The sequence below is a fragment of the Halobacillus sp. AWM4_238 genome, assembly GCF_056158265.1.
Genome location: NZ_JBSWSY010000002.1, coordinates 457,466 through 476,787, shown reverse-complemented (window position 1 = coordinate 476,787; position 19,322 = coordinate 457,466). Strand labels below are relative to the sequence as shown.

Sequence of the window (19,322 nt, the reverse complement as noted above, 5' to 3'; positions counted from 1 at the left end):
TTTTTTGATTTTGGGGATGTTTCTTTTTATACGCTTCCTATTCAACCATAAGAAAACAAATTAGGCTTATCACAAAACGATAGCTGTAAGGCTTCACCAAAAAAAAACGAGTGAGGAATGTAATCCCTCACTCGTTTTTCCTATTTATCCGCTTCCGTCGTTTCAATCCTGCGATACTTACCAAGCGCTTGATAACATACAGGCACAAAGATCAGGGTTAACAAGGTAGATGTCGTCAGTCCACCTATAACCGTAATCGCAAGACCTTTAGAAATAAGACCAGATGCCGAGTTGGATAATGCAAGAGGTGTTAATGCAAGAATGGTAGCAAGAGCTGTCATGAGTATCGGGCGTAACCGCGTATTGGATGCTTCTACAATAGCTTCGGTTAGCTCGATCCCTTGTCTACGATTGGATTCAACACGGTCTAGTAAAACTACAGCATTGGTTACCACGATTCCTATTAACATCAGCATGCCGATCATCGCGCTCATGGATAACGTTTGTCCGCCGATAAGCAAGCCTGCGAGAGAACCGATCGGAACAAAGATGAGAGATGAGAGAATGATCATCGGAGTAATAATCCCGCCAAAGGTGATACTCAAGACAAGGAATACCAAGCCTACAGCCACTCCCATAGCTAAGCCGAGATCAGCGAAACCTTCGGTAATCATCTCAAGTCCACCTGATAAATCAACCTCAACATCATGAGGTAATGACAGTGCGTCTACATCTTCTTGAATCGCACTGGAAACTTCCGCGGTATCTTCCCCTTTAATGGTTGCAGATACTGTGCTCGCTGTTTCTCCTTCTTTGTGCTTGATCGCGGCAGGCACTTGCACTTCGTTAATGGAAGCAATTTCTGCTAACCGTTTTTCACCTTCGATTGTCTGCACTGTGAAGTCCTCAAGGTCCTCTTTAGATTGAAGCTGTTCATCAAAGGTTAATTCCATTTCCCATTCTTTATCATCAAGCGTCAGGGTTCCGCCATCCATACGATGAAGACGTTCCTGAATCGGCTGCATGAACTGGAATGGGCTTACCTTTAATTCTTTTCCATCCTCATTCAATACAATTTGATACTTCGTCTTGGTATCTTCCATATCATTTGTAATATTCTTCACTCGATCGTCTGCTTTCAACAATTTCTCAATTTGAGTAGACGCTTGATCGAGACGATCTAGATTATTACTGTAGAGATTGATGTCGATGCTGTTCCCTGATGGAGGTCCTTCTTGCTGGATCTCTGTCGCATTGATGGTCGCTTCCTGATATTCGTCCTGTGCCAACTCTGCGATCTGCTTTTCATAGATCGGCATAGCATCATCAATGGATACACCTTCATTCAATTCAATAAAGAAACGGGCGACATTCTCTGTTGTATTGGCTACCGTACCAGGCATCTGCTGCTGGCTGGAAAAGCCGATCGAAACTTGGTTGTAGTTGATGTTCTCTTCATCTGAAAGTGCTGCTTCTATTTTCTCAGCCACTTCACTCGTGTCTTGTAAGGTCACATTCTTCGGAAGCGTCACCTCAACTTCAAATGTTTCACTCCCTTCAGTAGGCAGGAAGGAAACACCCAAAGCGGGAACCAGTGAAAAGGATCCGAACAATAATAAGATGGATGATAGGAACACGATCCATTTCCTCTTCAATGATCCTCGTAAGAAACGCTCATACCACGAGTTCCCTTTTTTCTCTGCTGATCTATGCTTCACTTTCTTAAAGAAGGACTTCCCTAAAACAGGAATAAGCATAACAGCGACAAGAAGTGAGATCGATACAGAGAATACAACAGCCAAACTAAAGGGTCTGAAGAATTCTCCTAAGATGCCGCTGACGAACATGAGCGGTAAGAATACGATGATGGTGGCAATGGTGGACGATGCAATGGCGCCCATCACTTCTTTCGTCGCCTTAAAAACGAGTGTGCGCTGCTTCATTTCTGGATATTGCTGCTTCCACCTGTAGATATTTTCAATCACTACGATACTATCGTCAACGATTCGTCCTACCGCTACAGCCAGACCACCGAGCGTCATGATGTTTAACGTGTACCCCAGCTGCTCCAGAAGAGCAATCGTTCCGAAAATCGAAATCGGTAAAGATAAAATAGCAATGACCGTCGCGCGTATGTTCCGTAAGAACACCAAAATAACGATGACGGTAAACAGAGCTCCAAATCCACCTTCTTTAAGAAGAGCTGAAATGGACTTATTTACTTCTTCTCCCTGGTCTAACACCGTATACAGTTCATAGTCATTTTCATTTACAGTCTCGTCTAAATAGGTTTTTACTTCTTCTGCAACTTCAGCTGTGTTCGCTTCTTGTGTTTTGATGACTTCAAGCAGGATACTATCTTCTCCATTAAATCTGGAGATTTCAGAACGAGTGGTTTCGTTCTTCACTTCTGCAACCTCAGAAAGGACAACGGATTGTGGACCTGCTGTAGCCTTTGGTGTTTGCCCACCTGCAGCAGGGCCCTGCTGCCCGGACGCTCCTTGGTTTTGAGATGGCCCAGGAGAGTCGTTCTGTCCAGGTGCGGCTGCTCCTTCTGAACCTTGTGTAAGTGGAATTTCAATTTCTTTTAGAGCATCCAAGTCTTGCAAGTCGCCTTTAATTTCCACAGGGATAGAGGTTCCTTCTTGATCCAGCGTACCCGTCGGCAGCTTGTATTCCGATTGCTGGATCGCCTCTTTTATGGATGAGAGTGTAAGTCCATAAGCAGCCGCTTCGTCTTCATCCACTTCGATGAGAAGTGTGGTATCTTGTTTCCCTGTTAATTGGACACTCGATACGCCTTCCATGTTTTCAAGATCGGGGACGATGCGATCATCCATATCCGCTTGAAGTTTTGATAAATCCTCAGCTGATAATGCGGCCTGGTAAATAGGCGTTGAATTCGTGGATATAGCCTCCACATTCGGATCTGCATCATCAGGCAACGACACTTCGTTGACCGCAGACTCGATGGCAGACTGCGCTTCTTCCAAGTCTTCCCCAAACGGATAGGTAATCGTTATGATCGAGATATTTTCTTTTGAGGTGCTGGCAATGGAATCATACCCCTCCAGGTTCAGGAGCGCTTCCTCCATGGGCGTCGTGACATTCTCCTCAACATCCTCGGTGGATGCGTTCGGATAAACGGTCTGAACCGTCATAACAGGAAACGTCACATCCGGAAAGGTTTCCACTTTTATTTTATTCGTAGCCAGGATCCCACTGACTACAACCAATACGGTTAAGATCAGTATGGCTATTGTATTTTTCAAGCTGAATTGAGTAACTCGATTCATTGTGTTCAGACTCCCTTTCAAAATATTCTACAGCTACTATATCTGCCTTTTATGAACTGAATATGAACAAAATCAAAAAAAGACATTCCCCATCTGAGGTTCTTGAATTGCTTCCAAACAAGATCCTTTGCTGTAAAGAGTGTTCCTATTTCTCAAAAGGAGTCTCCTAAACTGAAAAAAAGATGGAGGACACGCTACTCACTCTTTTCCCGTCTTATGCGTGACCCTTGGAAGATGAACATGGAACGTGGCTCCTTTACCGTGTTCACTTTCAATGGTTATCCACCCCTGGTGCAGGAGCACAATCTGCTGCGCAATCGATAACCCGAGTCCATTCCCCCCTTGGTTCCTGGACCTTGATTGATCCACTTTGTAAAAGCGTTCAAATACACGCAATTGTTCTTCTTCGGATATCCCAACCCCACGATCTCTTATCGATACGACGATTTTTTCGTCTAAGGATTGGGTTGAGACATCTATCTGCCCTTTGGGGGGAGTGTAGCGAATAGCATTGGTTAAGATATTAATCCAAACTTGTTCCAGTTGGTCCTGGTCCCCTCTGAAAGTCAGGGGTTCTGTTTCAAGATTGACGTCCTGTTCCTTCGCCGTCCACTGGGGCTCCAATGAAGTAACCACTCGCCTCAGCTGTTCGTCTAATGCATATGCCTCCGGAGAAAATGGTGGGTGGTCTGTATCCAATGTGGCAAGCTTTAATAAATTTTGACTTAAGGAAGAGAGCCGTTTACTTTCATGCTCGATGATAGCCAAGTATTCTTTTCTTTCCTGTTCATCTTGAATGACGTCATCCTTCAAGGCCCTGGCAAATCCTTGTATAGAAGTCAAAGGAGACTGGATTTCATGGGATACATCGGAAACAAATTGCCGCCTCATGTGATCCAATTCGTAAAGGCCATGAACCATATGGTTAAAACTCTTCGTTAAGTCCCCCAATTCATCATTTCTCTTCGTATCAATCATAAAATTGAAATTGCCTTTGGCAACTTCTTTTGTTGAGTGAGTGAGTTTCTTAATAGGCCGGATTGTCCACCTGGTCGTAATGATAAAAATAATGCTCCCCAGCACTAAGATCGTAGAAAACAAAATGAGCATCACTTTTCGAAAGTCACTAAAGAAGAACGTAAAATCAGGACGAATAAATAGGGCATAGGAACTTCCCTGCATCTCAAAAGGCAGACCGACAACGCTTCTCACCGGAATGCTCTGGTACTTATACACGCCACCACTTAATACTTTATTGATATTTTCTTGTGATAGATTCCAGTTTGTCTGTTTGTTCCCATAGATTAAAGCATCATCCGTCTCACGATAAAGAAGAACATCAAAACTGAACGATGACATGGCGTCCAAAAAGGTGTCGATCTCCATATCAGGATTGTCGGTATAAAGCCGGATAAAATCATCCCCGACTCTTTCCATCCGATCCTGTAACCGCTCCGACACCTGGTATTCATAAATTCTCCCTGAGATTAAGAAGGAAATAATCAGACTGATGAGAATGGCCCCGAGAAAAGTAACCACAATCTGCACATATAAACTTTTCATGACTGATCAGCCTCAAGGCGGTAGCCAAGTCCCCGGATGGTCTTGATCCCAACGGTTGCGCCTGCCCTTTTTAATTTTTCACGCACTCTTTTGACATGGACGTCAACGGTACGGTCATCGCCTTCATAGTCCATCCCCCAAATTTTCTCGATCAATTGGATTCGTGTGAAAATCTGCTCAGGATAACTGGCAAACGTAAATAGCAGATCAAATTCCTTTAATGCCAGATTCATTTGCTCTCCATTGACTTGAGCTTTTTTATGAAGAGAGAAGAGGGTGACATTCCCGATCGTTACTTCGTTTGCATGCTGAACCTTGTAGCGACGCAGCAGTGCTTTCACTCTCATCATCAATTCCATAGGTTCGAACGGTTTCACTACATAATCGTCGATCCCTAATTCAAATCCTTTTAGTTTATCCTGTGTTTCTCCTTTCGCCGTCAGCATAAGGACGGGAATTTCATGATACCTCCTAATTTCCCGGCATAATTCATAACCATCTATGTTAGGCATCATAATGTCGATGATGGCTAAGTCTGCGTGTTCCTGCTCAAGGATTTCAATGGCTTTCTCCCCGTCTGATGCTTGAAGCACCTCATACCCCTCATTTTTTATGTACAACGTAACGAGTCGTAAAATATTCGGATCATCATCCGCTATCAATATACGAACCATATGGCTCCCCCTTTATTCATAAGTGTGTGCAACAATCCGTTTTTACATGACAAGATGAATATCTTTATGATCGTCTCTTCCTTTAAAAGGGAGATGAATCTTCCCTCGCCCGCTCCAATCATAACTCACAGTTGGACGATCACCACCCCGGTAAAGGACATAGCCTGTCTTCCTTCGCACAGATTTTTTAGAACCGATAAGGATCGATAAACAGGCCACCCATTTGATTTTATCAAAAAATCATATTAAAATTGCTACTATGAAAATACCTTACCAACCACCAATCGAAAGTGTTTTATTCACAAAAGTGCTTCATGCACTAAGTGAACCGAACCGAGTGAAAATCATCCGTTGTTTAGACGAAAGTTCTGAAAATAATTGCACCACCTATTCTCTTCAGTTAAAATTGCCAAAATCTACCGTATCCCATCATATTAAAGTGCTTCGGGAAGCCGGACTCATACAGGCTAGAATAGAAGGAAAGGAGCACATCTACTCTCTCAGAAGAGAAGAAATGGACAAGAAGTTTCCAGGCTTACTACAAACGGTTACGCAAATTAAAGAAGAAGATATTTAATGATGATCGAGCCCTATGCGGCTCTTTTTTTTTGCTTAAAGTCCTATGAATTGCACGCTGAGCAAAAAAAGAATGTGAGGGTTGCATAACAAAACAATCGATGCTATTATTTTCAACAGTTCGATGGTTTTCGAAATATATAACTATTTAGGAGGAACAAACATGAAAAATATATTAGTCATTAATGGACATGAATATTGGTCATTTGCACCAGGGAGACTGAACAAGACGCTTTTCGATGAAATCATCAGTCAATTGGAAGGGTCCTACAATATCAAAACTACCGTAGTCCAGGATGGATACGACGTTAAAGAAGAACAAGAGAAATTCACGTGGGCAGATACCATCATTTTCCAAACACCGATGAATTGGTTCAGCTTGCCGGGTGCATTCAAATCTTATATCGATGCTGTGTATGAACCAGGCTTGTTCTTCGGAGGAGATGCTGAATATGGGCACAACGGCATGATGGGTGGAAGAAAGTATATGTTCTCCACAACATGGAATGCTCCAGAGTACGCGTTTAATGACAAGGAAAAATTCTTTAAAGGTCAGGATCTTGAACAGGCGCTGGATCACTTACACAACATGAACAAGTACGTTGGACTTGAGCCACTGAAGAGTTTCGGAGCTCATGATGTAATGAAAAACCCTGACATTGATAAATATCTAACCGAACTACGAGCACATTTGAAAGAAGTATTTGACGTTTAATTCGATAGGCAAGGATCCATTTAAGACGAAGGCATAGCAGGGCTAAAGGATTAGCTAAAGAATTAGCTCATGCTTCAGAACATGCTGCTTCTTCGTCGGTCAATTAAACGAACTATGCGCGCTACATGCTCATAATAAAAAATAAAGGCCAGAAAAAAGGGATTATGGTTTCCTTTTTTCTGGTCTTTATTATGGTTAAAGGTGCAAGTTCTTCCTTTGACTGTGTAACTCAAGGCTAACAAGAAAGAAAGGTCTCTCCTTGGAAAGAAAAAAGAAGGTCCATATAAATGAACCTTCTTAACAAAATCGATTTCCTTTACCGATTTTCCAACCTGTCCAGCAATCCTTCCAGCTTTGGATCTTAATTTAAGTAATATTTCTCTAGATTTATCAATAATGAATGGGTGAACCTGGTCCCAAATCAATACCGGTCATCATCCAAACAATTAACATAATGGTCCACGAGATAAGGAAAAAGATACTGTACGGGAACATGACAGAAATTAACGTTCCAATCCCCATTTTATTATCATATTTTTGAGCAAATGCGATAATAATTGCAAAGTAAGTCATCAGCGGTGTAATAATATTCGTTGTGGAATCCGCCACACGATAAGCCATCTGTGTTAATTCAGGCGAATAGCCCAGCTGCATCATAATGGGAACGAATACAGGAGCCATCATTGCCCATTTCGCTGAGGCACTGCCGATAAACAGGTTAATCGTAGCAGCAACCAATATAAAACCTAATATTAATGGGATCCCTGATAAATTGGCCGACTCCAGTAGTTCTGCTCCATATACGCCGATGACAAGTCCCATGTTTGTTTCTGAAAAATAAGAGACAAATTGACCAGCAGTAAACGCAAGTACAATGAACATTCCCATGGATGCCATCGTATCAGAAAGTTGATTAGCCACATCCTTATCATTTTTGATTTCTTTTGTAGCTATCCCATAAAACAATCCTGGGATAAAGAAAAGAATCGTAATAATCGGAACAAGAGAACTCATGAATGGAGATTGTATAATTCCTCCATCCTCCCCTCTCAAAGGAGATCCAGCTGGAAGAATCAAGAGCGCAGTAAGGACGGACGCGATTAGGACAGACACTCCCGCCCATTTCAAACCTTTCTTTTCTATAGCCGAAAGCCCAGTTAATTCTTCACGGAATCGTCCTTTGTATTCTCCTAAACGGGGTTCAACAATTTTCTCTGTAACGAACCCACCAACAAATGTAAGTAGAAAAACAGACACAATGATAAAGTAATAGTTCATGGCTATATTCATACCCTCTGCATAAGAAGAATCAATAATAGCTGCAGCATCAATCGTCAACTCTCCTAATAAAGGATCTGTCGCTGACAAAAACAAGTTAGCACTGAAACCAGCAGATACTCCGGCAAAAGCGGCAGCAAGTCCAGCCAATGGGTGACGCCCGAGAGCTGCAAAAATGACAGCACCTAATGGAGGGAGTACTACATACCCAGCATCAGAAGCAACGCTTGACATTACCCCTGCGAACACAAGGCCATATGTAATTAATTGTTTTGGCACGGATAAAACAAATCCCCGGAGACACGCACTAATTAGACCTGTTCTCTCCGCTAAACCAATCCCAATCATTGTAACGAGAACAACACCTAAAGGAGCAAACCCGATAAAGTTATCTGTCATACTAGTAAACATATATTCAATACCTTCTGCGCTCAGCAGGTTGTTTACCTCAACAAATTCCCCTTCTTTCCCAGGGTGTTCTACTCGTAAACCCAAATTCGAAACAATCGCAGACACTACGACTACGATTAAAGCCAAGAGTGCAAATAGTGTAATCGGGTGAGGGAGTTTATTCCCTACAGTTTCAATGACATCCAATACTTTTTGAAGCAAACCATTTCGTTTCTTCTCCAAAATACCTTTCCCCTCTCTTGTTGAAAATGAAAAACGACAAATCAAAAATAAAATTTGTCGTTTTTATACACTTCATGTCGTATTTAGTATATAAGTTATTCAGCGGGAAATGAAGACGCTTTCATAAAGCTGGAAAATTCCCTTTTTTCTGATAGTTAAAATTATTTATAGGCAATCAGAAAACAAACTCAGCGATTTTACGTGGTTTTACTTTCAAAATAGATCTAGAATCTCTACTTATTGCCCCATCTAAACCCTCAATCATCCTTCCTTAAAATCTTCTATATACCTTCAATAGATATTGATTTAGATTTAATGATCTCTTCAAATTCATTTGTTACGCCTTTCGCTAACCCCAACTTTGTTGGAATTACGTTTCAGAAAAATATCAAGCAAGCGAACATGTTCATTCAAACGGACAGTTATCTCATAAAAAAAGAAGGTTCCCTAGGGAACCTTCCTTCCGCAATTTCTTTAACTATCCATTAACGGGTTTCTAACCTGTCCAGCAATTCTTCCAGGTTTGGATCGCTGATATAGTTTTCAATCGTGATAATCTCCTTATCCTGATGTGCGTGCTTGGCTCGTTCAAAGAGATCTTTGTGAACGACGATGATGTTGGAATCTTGTGGAGCATCTTCAATTCTGTAGTGTTTCACTTCAATTCCTTCGATCCCTTTTTTCTGTAATTTCTTTCTGAAGGTCGTGGCACCTAAAGCACTACTTCCTGCACCTGCATCACAAGCAAAGGATACTTTATCGATCTTTTCATCCTTTTTATTGCTGGTACCTACTTGCTTTCCTTGTTGTTTCATCGCTTTGGATTTTTCGATGGAATCAGACAGCTCATCTTCTTCCTCATCCTCGTTATTCTTCTCCATTTTTAAGATCAGCGATGTGATTAAGAAGGTCACAGCTGCTGCAGCCAAGACTCCGGCGATAATGCCAAGGAAGCTTCCTTTAGGCGTAAGCCCTAGATAAGCGAAGATCGAACCGGGACTTGGACCTGCGACAAGGCCTGCATCAAATAGACTGAACACAGCAATTCCAGACATTCCACCGGCAATCATCCCAATAATTGTAAGGGGTTTCATTAGTACGTAAGGGAAATACAGTTCATGAATACCACCGAAGAAATGGATAATGATTGCCCCTGGTGCTGTTCTTCGAGCTGTCTTTTTACCGAAGAAAGTAAACGCAAGCAGCAATCCAAGGCCTGGTCCAGGGTTGGACGCGACCGTAAAGTAAATGGACTTCCCTGTTTCAGCAGCCGCCTGCATACCAAGAGGGTAATAAATGCCCTGGTCGATGACGTTGTTTAAGAACAACACTTTTGCCGGTTCATTGATCAGTGAAAGTAAAGGAAGCAAACCAGTAGCCACCAAAGCCTCAATGGCAGAGGTTACGCCGTTATTCGCCGATTCAATCACTGGACCGATAAAGAGGAAAGATACGATCATTAATAAGAATCCTAAAATACCAAGGGAGAAGTTGTTCACAATCATTTCAAAACCGGCAGGAATTTTATTTTCAACCGCCCGGTCAAATTTCTTAATGATCAAGCCGCCAAGAGGACCGATCACCATCGCACCTAAAAACATCGGGATATCGGATCCGACAATTAAACCAATCGCCCCGATCGCCCCCATGACAGCTCCTCGTTGACCACCGACCATACGGCCGCCTGTCACAGCGAGAAGCAAAGGAAGCAAGTATTTAATGGCCGGACCGACGATTTCCGCTAGCTGCTCATTGGGGATCCATCCTGTTGGGATGAACAAAGCGGTCAACAGACCCCAGGCGATAAATGCGCCGATATTGGGCAGCACCATATTCGTCAAAAAGCCGCCAAAAGCTTGAACCCTGGCCCTTGTCGAAGGACGATTCATGTCTACTACATTGTTCTCAGACGTTGCCTTTGCTGGACTTGCCATTTAGATCATTCCTTTCGTATCGTTTTCATAAGAAATAGCAAGATTTCGTTACCTGTAATCCTTAAAAGACTACGTTTATTCAACCGTTTTCAATAAGTCCAGGATTTCCTGCTCACTGTTTGATTGTTCCAGCTTTTCTCTCACCTCATCTTCAATCAGCAGCGAAGATAAATCAGAGATCAAATCTAAGTGACCAGACGTATCTTCAGCAGCTAGAGTGAATAGAAGATTGACCTTTTTGTTTTCTGGAAATGGTACAGCTTCTTCTAATTTCAGAAGTGCTATTCCTGTTTTATTTACACCGCCTTCATTTTTAGCGTGAGGCATCGCGATTCCTGGAACAATGACGATATACGGTCCATTTTTGTGGACGTTTTGAATCATATCGTTCACGTATTGAGGAGTAATCGATCCATCGTCCAGTAAAGGAGCGGCAGATTTTTCGATGGCGTCCTCCCAATTATTCACAGAATTTAAGAAGTGGATATTTCCTTTCAGTTGTTCGCTTAGCATCATGCAGCACCCTTTCTATTCAGCGTTTAACGCTTGTTCATTTTTTAATTGATGATAATGTTTGAGGATCTTCGATAGGATCTTGGTTTCTTTCAGCCCTGTAAAATGAGTGATGGCCGCTTCGATTCCTTGATCCTTGATATAGTTTTGCAGAGTTACGGATTCCTCATCCCCGGAGTGGTCAAATGAAAGCGCAGCAGCGATTGAACACGTCAGATTATCGATGTGCATGTCCAATTCAAACAGAACTTTTGCAGGCTTGATTAATCGTTCTTCCGGTCCAAGCTTACGGATCGGTGACCTCCCCACTCGTGTAATATCATCTTTAATCTGAGGGTTTTTAAAACGAGCGATCGTTTTTTCAATAAACGCATCCATGTCTCGGGCGTCCATTTGATGAATATGAGTGAAATAACGGGCGGACTCCTCCAAGGTTTCTCTTAAGAACTCTTCAAGACTTGCATCCTGTAAAGCACGTTGAATGGTTGGATAGCCTTTTAAGTGAGCCATATAGGCGGTGGTGGCGTGCCCCATATTCACCATGTACAACTTTCGTTCAATCTGAGGTTTTAAAGATTCTACATAAGTGGCGTTTTGAATGGGAGGTAGATCACGATTCACGATCTCAGAGCGGTTGATGATCCATTCGTAATAGGGTTCTACGATGGCCACTTCCCCTTCACTCCTCCATTCGGAAAGAGAAAGACGATCGATGGCCGAGTTCGGAAATCCGACGTAAGACATCCATTCCTCCACTTCCTCTGCGGAAGATACTTTTTTCACTTCCTCTTCCAATAGGGAAGAAGCATAGATCGCATTTTCATTGGCCATGACATCGATGCTCGGTTTGTTAAGCTCTTTTCTCATTAAAAGCCCCTTCTTTAGAACAGGAGCCATCTTTGATAAATTGCCGACACCTACCGAAGTTGTAATGAAATCAGCGTCAACGATTTCGTCCATGACTTCTTTCTCCCTGCTTACGTGTAAGGCTCTCACAGGAGAAATGGTTTCTTGTGTATGATCATGATCCAATAGCTCCAACACATACTGCTCTCGTTCGTTTATGCCTTCAACCCGTTGCGGGTCTGCATCCACAAAGCAGATTTCATATCCTGTCTGGTTGAGTAAATATCCAATGAGACCTCTACCGATATTCCCCGCACCAAAATGCAGCGCTTTCATTGATGAACCTCCTTTAGATCAAGTTCTTTTATTGACTCTAGGCGACTCGAAACCATAAAAACTAGTATAATCGTACGATGAGAAACCGTCTACAGAAAAATAAGAAAATTGTATCCTTTTGTAGAATGTTCCCCCATCCCCACAACTTGATTGGGTACTCACTATTCCTTCACAGCCCCTTTGACATTCCTTTTCCGATCAAAGGGGCTTCAGGGAGAAGTTCTGGAATCTACTATTCTAAGTTCGCGTGGTATTCCCACAACGATTGCAGTTCGATGTTTTCTTTTTTCACAATCATCAAAGCAATGGTATCGCCCAGCAATAGAAGACTCTGTTCAAATAGACTCTTCATCGGCTGCTCCGATTGTACTTCTTCCGCTGTTTCAGGATTGGAGCTGATCGGGAGACGGACGAACACATCTGCGTATTGGCTCATCGGGCTGTTTGGATTGGCACCGATATGGGCGACCGTTGCATTCAGTTCTTTCGCTTTTTTTGCAATGATCAGAGGAAAAGCCGTTCCACCGCTTCCTGAACCAACGATCAGCAGGTCCTTATCCGTCAAGGCCGGTTCTGTGATCTGTCCAACCACGTACGTCTGTACTCCCAGGTGTGCTAACCTCTTGGCGATGGATTTTAAGGATAGTAGTACACGCCCTACACCGACGAAGAATACTTTTTCTGCTTTGTTGATTTGTTCGATCAAACGTTCAATCTCCTGGCTGTCTACGTTGTTCAATGTCGATGAGATCTCGTTTGTAATGAGCCCTGCTGCTTCCTTATAGTTAACCATTAATCCCAACCTCCTCCTGCAATCCTTCTTGAATCAGGGATTCCATCAATTTCTTGTTATCTTTCAAATCATTGCCTTTGTCAAACAAGCTCGTGCTTCCAGCTACCAGGATGTCCGCACCCGCTCGGACGAGTATCGGTATCGTATTTAAAGACACGCGGCCGTCCACTTCAATGTTCGTATCCAAATCTCTGGATCGGATCAGCTTTGCCAAGTCTTCTACTTTTTTCGCTGCATACGATACTTGCTGCTCTCCTTTATCTGTTGCAAATCCTGGATTGATCAACATCAGCAGGACCGTATCGCATTGAGGCAACACATAATCCAGTACGGATAATGGAGTGGCCGGATTCAATGCAATGCCAACTTTGGTGTCATGCTTTCTGATTAAGTTGATGTAACGGTCAATGTGCAAGCTGGTTTCCACATGGAAGGTGATTTGTTCAACCCCGATTCGCAGCATTTCTTGTATAAAAAATTCGTTAGTATTGGCCATAATATGAACATCGAATTTCATATCTGTGATTTTTCTTAATTGTTCAATCGTATTGATTCCCAAGGGCATGCTTGGACTGAATGATCCATCGATAATATCAATGTGTAACGTGTCCAAACCCGCTTCTTCTATTTCTCTGACACTTTTTTCAAGATTGCAGAGATCCGCACACATAATGGACGGTGCAATGGTAATATCTTTTTGCATGTTTGTGCCTCCTTATTTGTGTTTATGCGCCTTTGTCAAAATATTAAGGCATAAACAAGAAAATGTAAAGCGTTTTCTTGCATGTTTTTGCTTTTATTTGCACCTTAATGCTTGTTTGGAATTTGTTTGGCAAATAATCCATGATATACTGGAAGAAATACTAGAAGGAGTCTTTTGTGTATGCTTAAACAAGAACGACAACAAACGATTATCGATATTGTTAATGAAGAGCATAAAGTCATTGCGAGCGACTTGAGCAAGCGCCTGTCTGTGTCAGAAGATACGATCAGAAGAGATTTGAAAGAGTTGGACAGTCAAGGTGTCATCAAAAGGGTACATAGCGGGGCATTAAGAAAGGGACCGCCCGTACAAGATTTTTCAACGAGACAGGAAATATTCAATGAAACGAAAGCGAATCTGGCTAACAAAGCTCTCCCTTATATTGAGGATGACATGGTCCTGTTGATTGATGGAGGAACAACGAACTTACAATTGGTCCATCAGCTCCCATTATCTTTAAAAGGCACAGTCATCACCAACAGCCCGCCAATAGCCATGGCCCTCTCCAACCATAGGGATATCGAGGTCATCATGATCGGCGGAACCTTATTTAAACAGTCCATGGTGAATTTAGGAATCGACACCTATGAAGCATTAAATTCGATGCGGGCCGATCTCTATATTATGGGGATTTACAACATAGATCCTGAAATCGGCATCAGTATCCCCCGTTCGTCAGAAGCACTCATCAAACGGAAAATGGCTTCTATTTCCACCGAAGTGTTGAGCATGGTGACCAACGATAAATTAGATACGGTCTCCAATCATATCGTCTGCCCAACGGACCAATTAACCTATCTGATCACCGAAAATGTACATGCAGATATCAAACGTTTGTATGAAAAACAAGGCATTACAATTATTGATTAAGGTCTGATCCCTTTTTCCATGTAAATGAAGCAAAAAAAAAAGCCAGCCTGATTGGGCTGGCTTTTCGATCACAAATCTTTGATAATATGATCACAGATAGTAGAAAAAAAGATAGAGCTTAAAAAATCTCCCTATACATCGCGAATGATTCCGTGACTCGATCCAATTAACACTTCTTTTCCTTTCTGATTCCGATACACCGACTTCATTTCCACCTTTTTGTACCCTTCTGCCTGTTCTACATGATGAAGGACCACTTCACAGGTAATCGTATCTCCCGTAAAGACTGGACGAAGGAATTCACTGACCATGTCTCTTGCTATGTAATGAAGGTCACCACCGATCTTCGTCCCAATCGTCGCCGTCAACAGCCCCTGTACCATCAGGCGCCCATCTTCATCCGGCTCCACATGATGTCTTCCCTGATCCCCTGAGATCCTGCCGAATTCCAAAACTTCTTCATTAGTGAATGTTCGTTTCCAAGAGAACACATCTCCCGTTTCCATAAACCTTACCCCTTTCAAAAGTTTAGTCTGCTTGCCAATCAACGAATGATGGATCGAAGGTATCTACATCCTCCAAGATGGGAAAGTTTCACCTTGAGAAGAGCCACTTTTCAAAGTGACACCTTTGGCCATCGTCTGAGAGCCACTGAAAATGGTTGGCGAGGTAGAGATGGATCGCGCTTTCCCATTCGTTATTCGTTTCGAGAACGAGTTTTGCATATCCAAGACTCCGCGCAGACGCTTCCAGTTCCACCAGCATTTTTCCGCCGATCCCTTTTCTTCTGCACGTCTCTTTCACGGACATTCGTTCAATTCTACCCACATGGTCTTCTTCTTTGGTGATGGCCCCCGTTGCGACAAGCTCTCCATCAATGAAAGCGACCAGGAACACATTTCCTTTTTTATTATAGGTGCCCATCAGGTCATTCAGATCGGGATTGAGGGAATGATCGATGAAACCAAAACGCTCCAAAAATCCCGACAGTATAAGCTCTCTAGCCTCTTCTTCTACTCCTTTAGATAAGGGCAAAATCTTCAAAGCTACCATTCCATCGTCCCCATCTTATTTCAATTTTCTCCTCAGACCTTCCCTTCAAAACGTCTCCAGTTCCTTCAAGTAGATGGCGAGACGGTTCTCGATTTGGTCTTTTGTCCCAAATCGGATGATCTGTTCCTTCGTCAATGTTTGTTCCTTCAACAATTCAAAGTGCGTATGAGCCATGGTGATGAGTTTTAAGAACACTTCAATATGTAGATCCATGCCCTTCTGCTTGGACTCTTGGGTGTATCCTTCAATAAATCCTGCCGCATGGGCTTTCAAGAGGGGTACATGATGATGATAGTTTCCTTTTCCATATCTCCGGGTGTTGTGAACCGTATGGAAAAAGCTCTGATAATTGAACACATGATTGGCGGCAAGCGATGTTCCTGTATAAAGGAGGGGCACAGGGTCGATCATTTTCACGCCTTCCTTTGTGAAAATCAAATTTTCAGGGGAAGTATCCTGGTTGGTAAGGATCCTCTTTTCCCGTTCAACGGAACGATGAGGAATAAGTTCTTTTCCGGTGGCAGAAACCTTTTCTTTGTTGAATTCCTGCCCGCTCAAAAGCAGGTCCTGAAGTTCCTGTTCATATTCGTCTCTTTCTTCCTGGATACACGCATGCAGATCCATATCAAGTCCGCCTTTTAATATCCCGTCTTCTCCAACCTCCAAATATCCAATGCCTTCGTAGGACGGTTCGACCTCTTCAAGAGCTAGAAAGAATCCCCCCAATGCCCTTCCGTATTGCTTCGATTGATCCACCGTCTGTCCTGCAAGCCCTCGCGTTCTTCCCATATAAGACTCCATCGTATAGGTAAGACTTTCATCTACAACATAGCGGAAATGTGCAGGGCACATCCCTTTTTGTGCAGTATTTGCCGTCTCGTAAAACGCTTGGGTCGAGCCGTATTCAGCCAACAACTGTTGATCGTTGAAAGGGACTTCTTCATCATAAGCCACTTTTTTCGGTATGCGCAGAACAAGCTGCTCATCCTCAATCAAATAAGCAAAGTGCCAGGAGCCTTCACCTAATCGGTGGATCTGCTCGTCTCCTGACAATGGTCTCATCCCTTCGTTTTTCAGGGCACGATTGATTTGTTCAAGTTCTGTGACCGATTGTTTCGTCAAAAATTCCACGTCTCCATCTCCTCATTCATGACTAACTTTTAGATTTCCTTAGAGAAGTTCACCTGAGTTTCATTTTGTTCAACGAGGAAATCCACCTTAAGAATTGCTGTGCTGTCCATTCAACAAACACACTCTCCCCGAATCCTTTTCTTTCTAGCACTCTTCTTTATGCAAATAGATTCAGAAGAGGATAGCTACCTTCCATAGTTTAACATATATTTCAGAACTGTCTGAATAAAAGGATGAAGTACTCTATTCTTAGACATGTATACTCTAACCCATCTTAATTTCACATTTAATAGGATAAAAAAAGGCTATCTCAAATACAGAGATAGCCCGAGCCCTTTATATACCGAATAAATAATATAATACTTCACCATTCGGCAATGGTACGAGAAAGACGAAACGAAAAAGACAATAAAACCCTCCACAGATAAGAATTGAACTAGTGCTTGCCTTCATCCATTTAGTTCTTCTTGTTCCTTTTTCTTGGAGTACAAAAACCAATAAGGTTACTATGAGTAGACTTGTGAATAAAAAGCCAACAAGCCAAAGTCCGACAGCATACATCACCATCCCAGCAATCATCGTAGCCACTTTTTTTCGATCGATGTTTTCAAAAGGTCGGTCTTTAACGTCTGTCCAAAAACTTTTTATAAAATACCCGACGCAAAGAATCAAAGTGATAAAACTGATGGTTTTCGGAAAAACTCCGCTCATTTCCCCTAATTGATTCGCTTCATAGTAAGCGTACCCAAAAACAAAGATGAGAATAAACGATATGATGGTTTCCCTATTAAATCGCTTCATTTTTTCTCTCCTTCGTCTCTGTAGGATTTTCGATGTCTTTTCCTTTACGCAAATAAGTGTATAGTGGGGATAATAAAGATAGCACGCACATTACAATTAAGACTGCTGATATCGGCCGACTAAAGAACATCCCCCAAACATTACCCTCGGCACTACCTATTGTGATTGATTGTGCCAATCCCTCTTCAGCAATTGGACCTAGGATCAATCCAAGAACGATTGGAGCTGGATTAAATCCGAACTTCTTCAAAAAGTAAGCCAAAATCCCGAATCCCAGCATGAAAAACACGTCCATAAGATTGTTACGAATGGCATATGCCCCTATAATCGTTAAAAACAATATGCTCGGCGCTAAATAGAAGTTAGGTAAATTCAATACCTTTCCTATATACTTTGCACCAAAAATGCCAGAGAACAACATGACGACATTGGCGACAATAAAGGCAATCAAGAACGTATAGATTAGTGCACCGTGCTCCAAGAAAAGGTTGGGTCCTGGACGTATCCCCTGAATCATTAACGCACCGAGCATGATCGCCGCTGGAGGAGCTCCAGGTATCCCTAGTGCTAGTAACGGTACTAGAGATCCACCGACCTCTGAATTATTGGAAGACTCTGAAGCTACAACACCGTCAACATTACCTTTTCCGAACTCCTTTTTATTGTTGGAAAATCTGACAGCAGAGTCATAGGATAAAAGCGCCGCTACATTCCCTCCAGCTCCTGGAATGATTCCGGTAAAAAATCCGATGATGGAAGACCTCAACAAAAGAATCGGGCGCTTAAGTATGTAGCCGAAGATTGACCCTACACTTGAATCTTTCTTATTACTAGGACTGTGTTTTTTCTTCTGCATTTTCTTCTCAATCATTCCTATCACTTCAGGCAAACAGAAAAAAGCAATGAGGATAACGATCAATTCTAAACCTGCTTGCAGGGGGGCAAATCCAAATGTGTATCGTGATTCCCCTCCGACTGGTGCTAGCCCCACTGTACTAAGCATCAGACCTATTCCGCCCCCTATCAATCCCTTCAGTAAGGATCCACTGGATAAAGTAGCAATCATGGTCAATCCTAGGATAGCGATCCAAAAATATTCAGGTGGACCAAACCGTAAGGCCAAGCTGGCCAATGGACCTGTTAGGAATAATAGGGCTAACCCTCCAAGGACACCTCCAATTCCCGAACTAATCGCTGCAGTCTTTAAAGCTTTTTCAGCCATTCCTTTTTTCGTTAGCGGATATCCGTCAAAAGTGGTAGCGATTGCAGAGGGAGTTCCCGGTGTATTAATTAATATAGCTGATATACAACCACCATAGATTCCACCAATATACAAACCTCCCAATGTTATCAAAGCCGTTTCGGCTGACATGGTGAAGGTAAATGGGAGAAGTAACGCTAAAGCCATGGTCGTAGTTAAACCAGGAAGGGCACCTATGATGATGCCCCCTACGACTCCTGCGACCATAAACAGGATATTCATTGGATTAAGCAGTGCATTCATTATATCTGGAAGGAATTCAAACATGGACAGTCCCACCTCCCTT

General features: G+C 42.6%; 17 protein-coding genes. 3 read left to right on the top strand and 14 right to left on the bottom strand.

Features of this window, described 5'->3' with window-relative positions; genetic code table 11:
* Positions 1-140: 140 nt before the first annotated feature.
* The 3 genes from ACXACN_RS02475 to ACXACN_RS02465 form a co-directional block, all read right to left on the bottom strand.
* A complete protein-coding gene (locus ACXACN_RS02475; RefSeq protein WP_474962043.1) occupies positions 141-3,296 on the bottom strand; it encodes an efflux RND transporter permease subunit in 3,156 nt (1,051 codons plus the stop codon).
* 198 nt (positions 3,297-3,494) lie between these two features.
* On the bottom strand, positions 3,495-4,859 hold the full coding sequence (locus ACXACN_RS02470) for a sensor histidine kinase (RefSeq protein WP_474962042.1): 1,365 nt from the start codon (positions 4,857-4,859) through the stop codon (positions 3,495-3,497).
* Positions 4,856-5,533 (bottom strand): response regulator transcription factor, encoded by a 678-nt coding sequence (locus ACXACN_RS02465; protein ID WP_474962041.1) that lies wholly within the window; start codon positions 5,531-5,533, stop codon positions 4,856-4,858. Before ACXACN_RS02465 ends, ACXACN_RS02470 begins: the two co-directional genes overlap by 4 nt.
* 223 nt (positions 5,534-5,756) lie before the next feature.
* On the opposite strand from ACXACN_RS02465, the gene ACXACN_RS02460 reads away from it, so the two are divergent.
* Positions 5,757-6,110, top strand: a complete 354-nt coding sequence (locus tag ACXACN_RS02460; protein WP_474962039.1) for an ArsR/SmtB family transcription factor — start codon at positions 5,757-5,759, stop codon at positions 6,108-6,110.
* A gap of 162 nt (positions 6,111-6,272) precedes the next feature.
* Positions 6,273-6,824: an NAD(P)H-dependent oxidoreductase gene (locus ACXACN_RS02455; RefSeq protein WP_474962038.1), complete on the top strand. Its 552-nt coding sequence runs from the start codon at positions 6,273-6,275 to the stop codon at positions 6,822-6,824.
* A gap of 390 nt (positions 6,825-7,214) precedes the next feature.
* Here the strand turns inward: ACXACN_RS02455 and ACXACN_RS02450 are convergent, their stop codons facing one another.
* From ACXACN_RS02450 to ACXACN_RS02425, 6 genes are all read right to left on the bottom strand, one after another.
* Positions 7,215-8,735 carry an AbgT family transporter gene (locus ACXACN_RS02450; protein WP_474962037.1) on the bottom strand — a complete coding sequence of 507 codons (1,521 nt, stop codon included), beginning with the start codon at positions 8,733-8,735 and terminating at the stop codon, positions 7,215-7,217.
* Between the two features lie 485 nt (positions 8,736-9,220).
* The gene (locus ACXACN_RS02445) at positions 9,221-10,669 is read right to left on the bottom strand and encodes a PTS mannitol transporter subunit IIBC (RefSeq protein WP_474962035.1); all 1,449 of its coding nucleotides are present in this window, start codon (positions 10,667-10,669) and stop codon (positions 9,221-9,223) included.
* Positions 10,670-10,744: 75 nt separating this feature from the next.
* The gene (locus tag ACXACN_RS02440; protein ID WP_474962034.1) at positions 10,745-11,182 is read right to left on the bottom strand and encodes a PTS sugar transporter subunit IIA; all 438 of its coding nucleotides are present in this window, start codon (positions 11,180-11,182) and stop codon (positions 10,745-10,747) included.
* A gap of 15 nt (positions 11,183-11,197) precedes the next feature.
* Positions 11,198-12,364, bottom strand: coding sequence for a mannitol-1-phosphate 5-dehydrogenase (locus tag ACXACN_RS02435; protein WP_474962033.1), 1,167 nt, complete (start codon positions 12,362-12,364; stop codon positions 11,198-11,200).
* A 232-nt stretch (positions 12,365-12,596) separates the two neighbouring features.
* On the bottom strand, positions 12,597-13,157 hold the full coding sequence (hxlB, locus tag ACXACN_RS02430) for a 6-phospho-3-hexuloisomerase (protein WP_474962031.1): 561 nt from the start codon (positions 13,155-13,157) through the stop codon (positions 12,597-12,599).
* Positions 13,150-13,860 carry a ribulose-phosphate 3-epimerase gene (locus tag ACXACN_RS02425; RefSeq protein WP_474962030.1) on the bottom strand — a complete coding sequence of 237 codons (711 nt, stop codon included), beginning with the start codon at positions 13,858-13,860 and terminating at the stop codon, positions 13,150-13,152. Before ACXACN_RS02425 ends, hxlB begins: the two co-directional genes overlap by 8 nt.
* A gap of 180 nt (positions 13,861-14,040) precedes the next feature.
* On the opposite strand from ACXACN_RS02425, the gene ACXACN_RS02420 reads away from it, so the two are divergent.
* Positions 14,041-14,790, top strand: coding sequence for a DeoR/GlpR family DNA-binding transcription regulator (locus ACXACN_RS02420; protein ID WP_474962028.1), 750 nt, complete (start codon positions 14,041-14,043; stop codon positions 14,788-14,790).
* A gap of 131 nt (positions 14,791-14,921) precedes the next feature.
* Here the strand turns inward: ACXACN_RS02420 and ACXACN_RS02415 are convergent, their stop codons facing one another.
* From ACXACN_RS02415 to ACXACN_RS02395, 5 genes are all read right to left on the bottom strand, one after another.
* Entirely contained in the window at positions 14,922-15,296 is a 375-nt protein-coding gene (locus ACXACN_RS02415) for an FAS1-like dehydratase domain-containing protein (protein WP_474962027.1), read from the bottom strand.
* An 88-nt stretch (positions 15,297-15,384) separates the two neighbouring features.
* Positions 15,385-15,843 carry a GNAT family N-acetyltransferase gene (locus ACXACN_RS02410; protein WP_474962026.1) on the bottom strand — a complete coding sequence of 153 codons (459 nt, stop codon included), beginning with the start codon at positions 15,841-15,843 and terminating at the stop codon, positions 15,385-15,387.
* A 45-nt stretch (positions 15,844-15,888) separates the two neighbouring features.
* Complete coding sequence (locus tag ACXACN_RS02405) at positions 15,889-16,974, bottom strand: hypothetical protein (protein WP_474962024.1); 1,086 nt, start codon at positions 16,972-16,974, stop codon at positions 15,889-15,891.
* Positions 16,975-17,310: 336 nt separating this feature from the next.
* Positions 17,311-17,775 (bottom strand): tripartite tricarboxylate transporter TctB family protein, encoded by a 465-nt coding sequence (locus tag ACXACN_RS02400; protein WP_474962023.1) that lies wholly within the window; start codon positions 17,773-17,775, stop codon positions 17,311-17,313.
* The gene (locus ACXACN_RS02395) at positions 17,762-19,303 is read right to left on the bottom strand and encodes a tripartite tricarboxylate transporter permease (RefSeq protein WP_474962022.1); all 1,542 of its coding nucleotides are present in this window, start codon (positions 19,301-19,303) and stop codon (positions 17,762-17,764) included. Before ACXACN_RS02395 ends, ACXACN_RS02400 begins: the two co-directional genes overlap by 14 nt.
* Positions 19,304-19,322 lie beyond the last annotated feature (19 nt).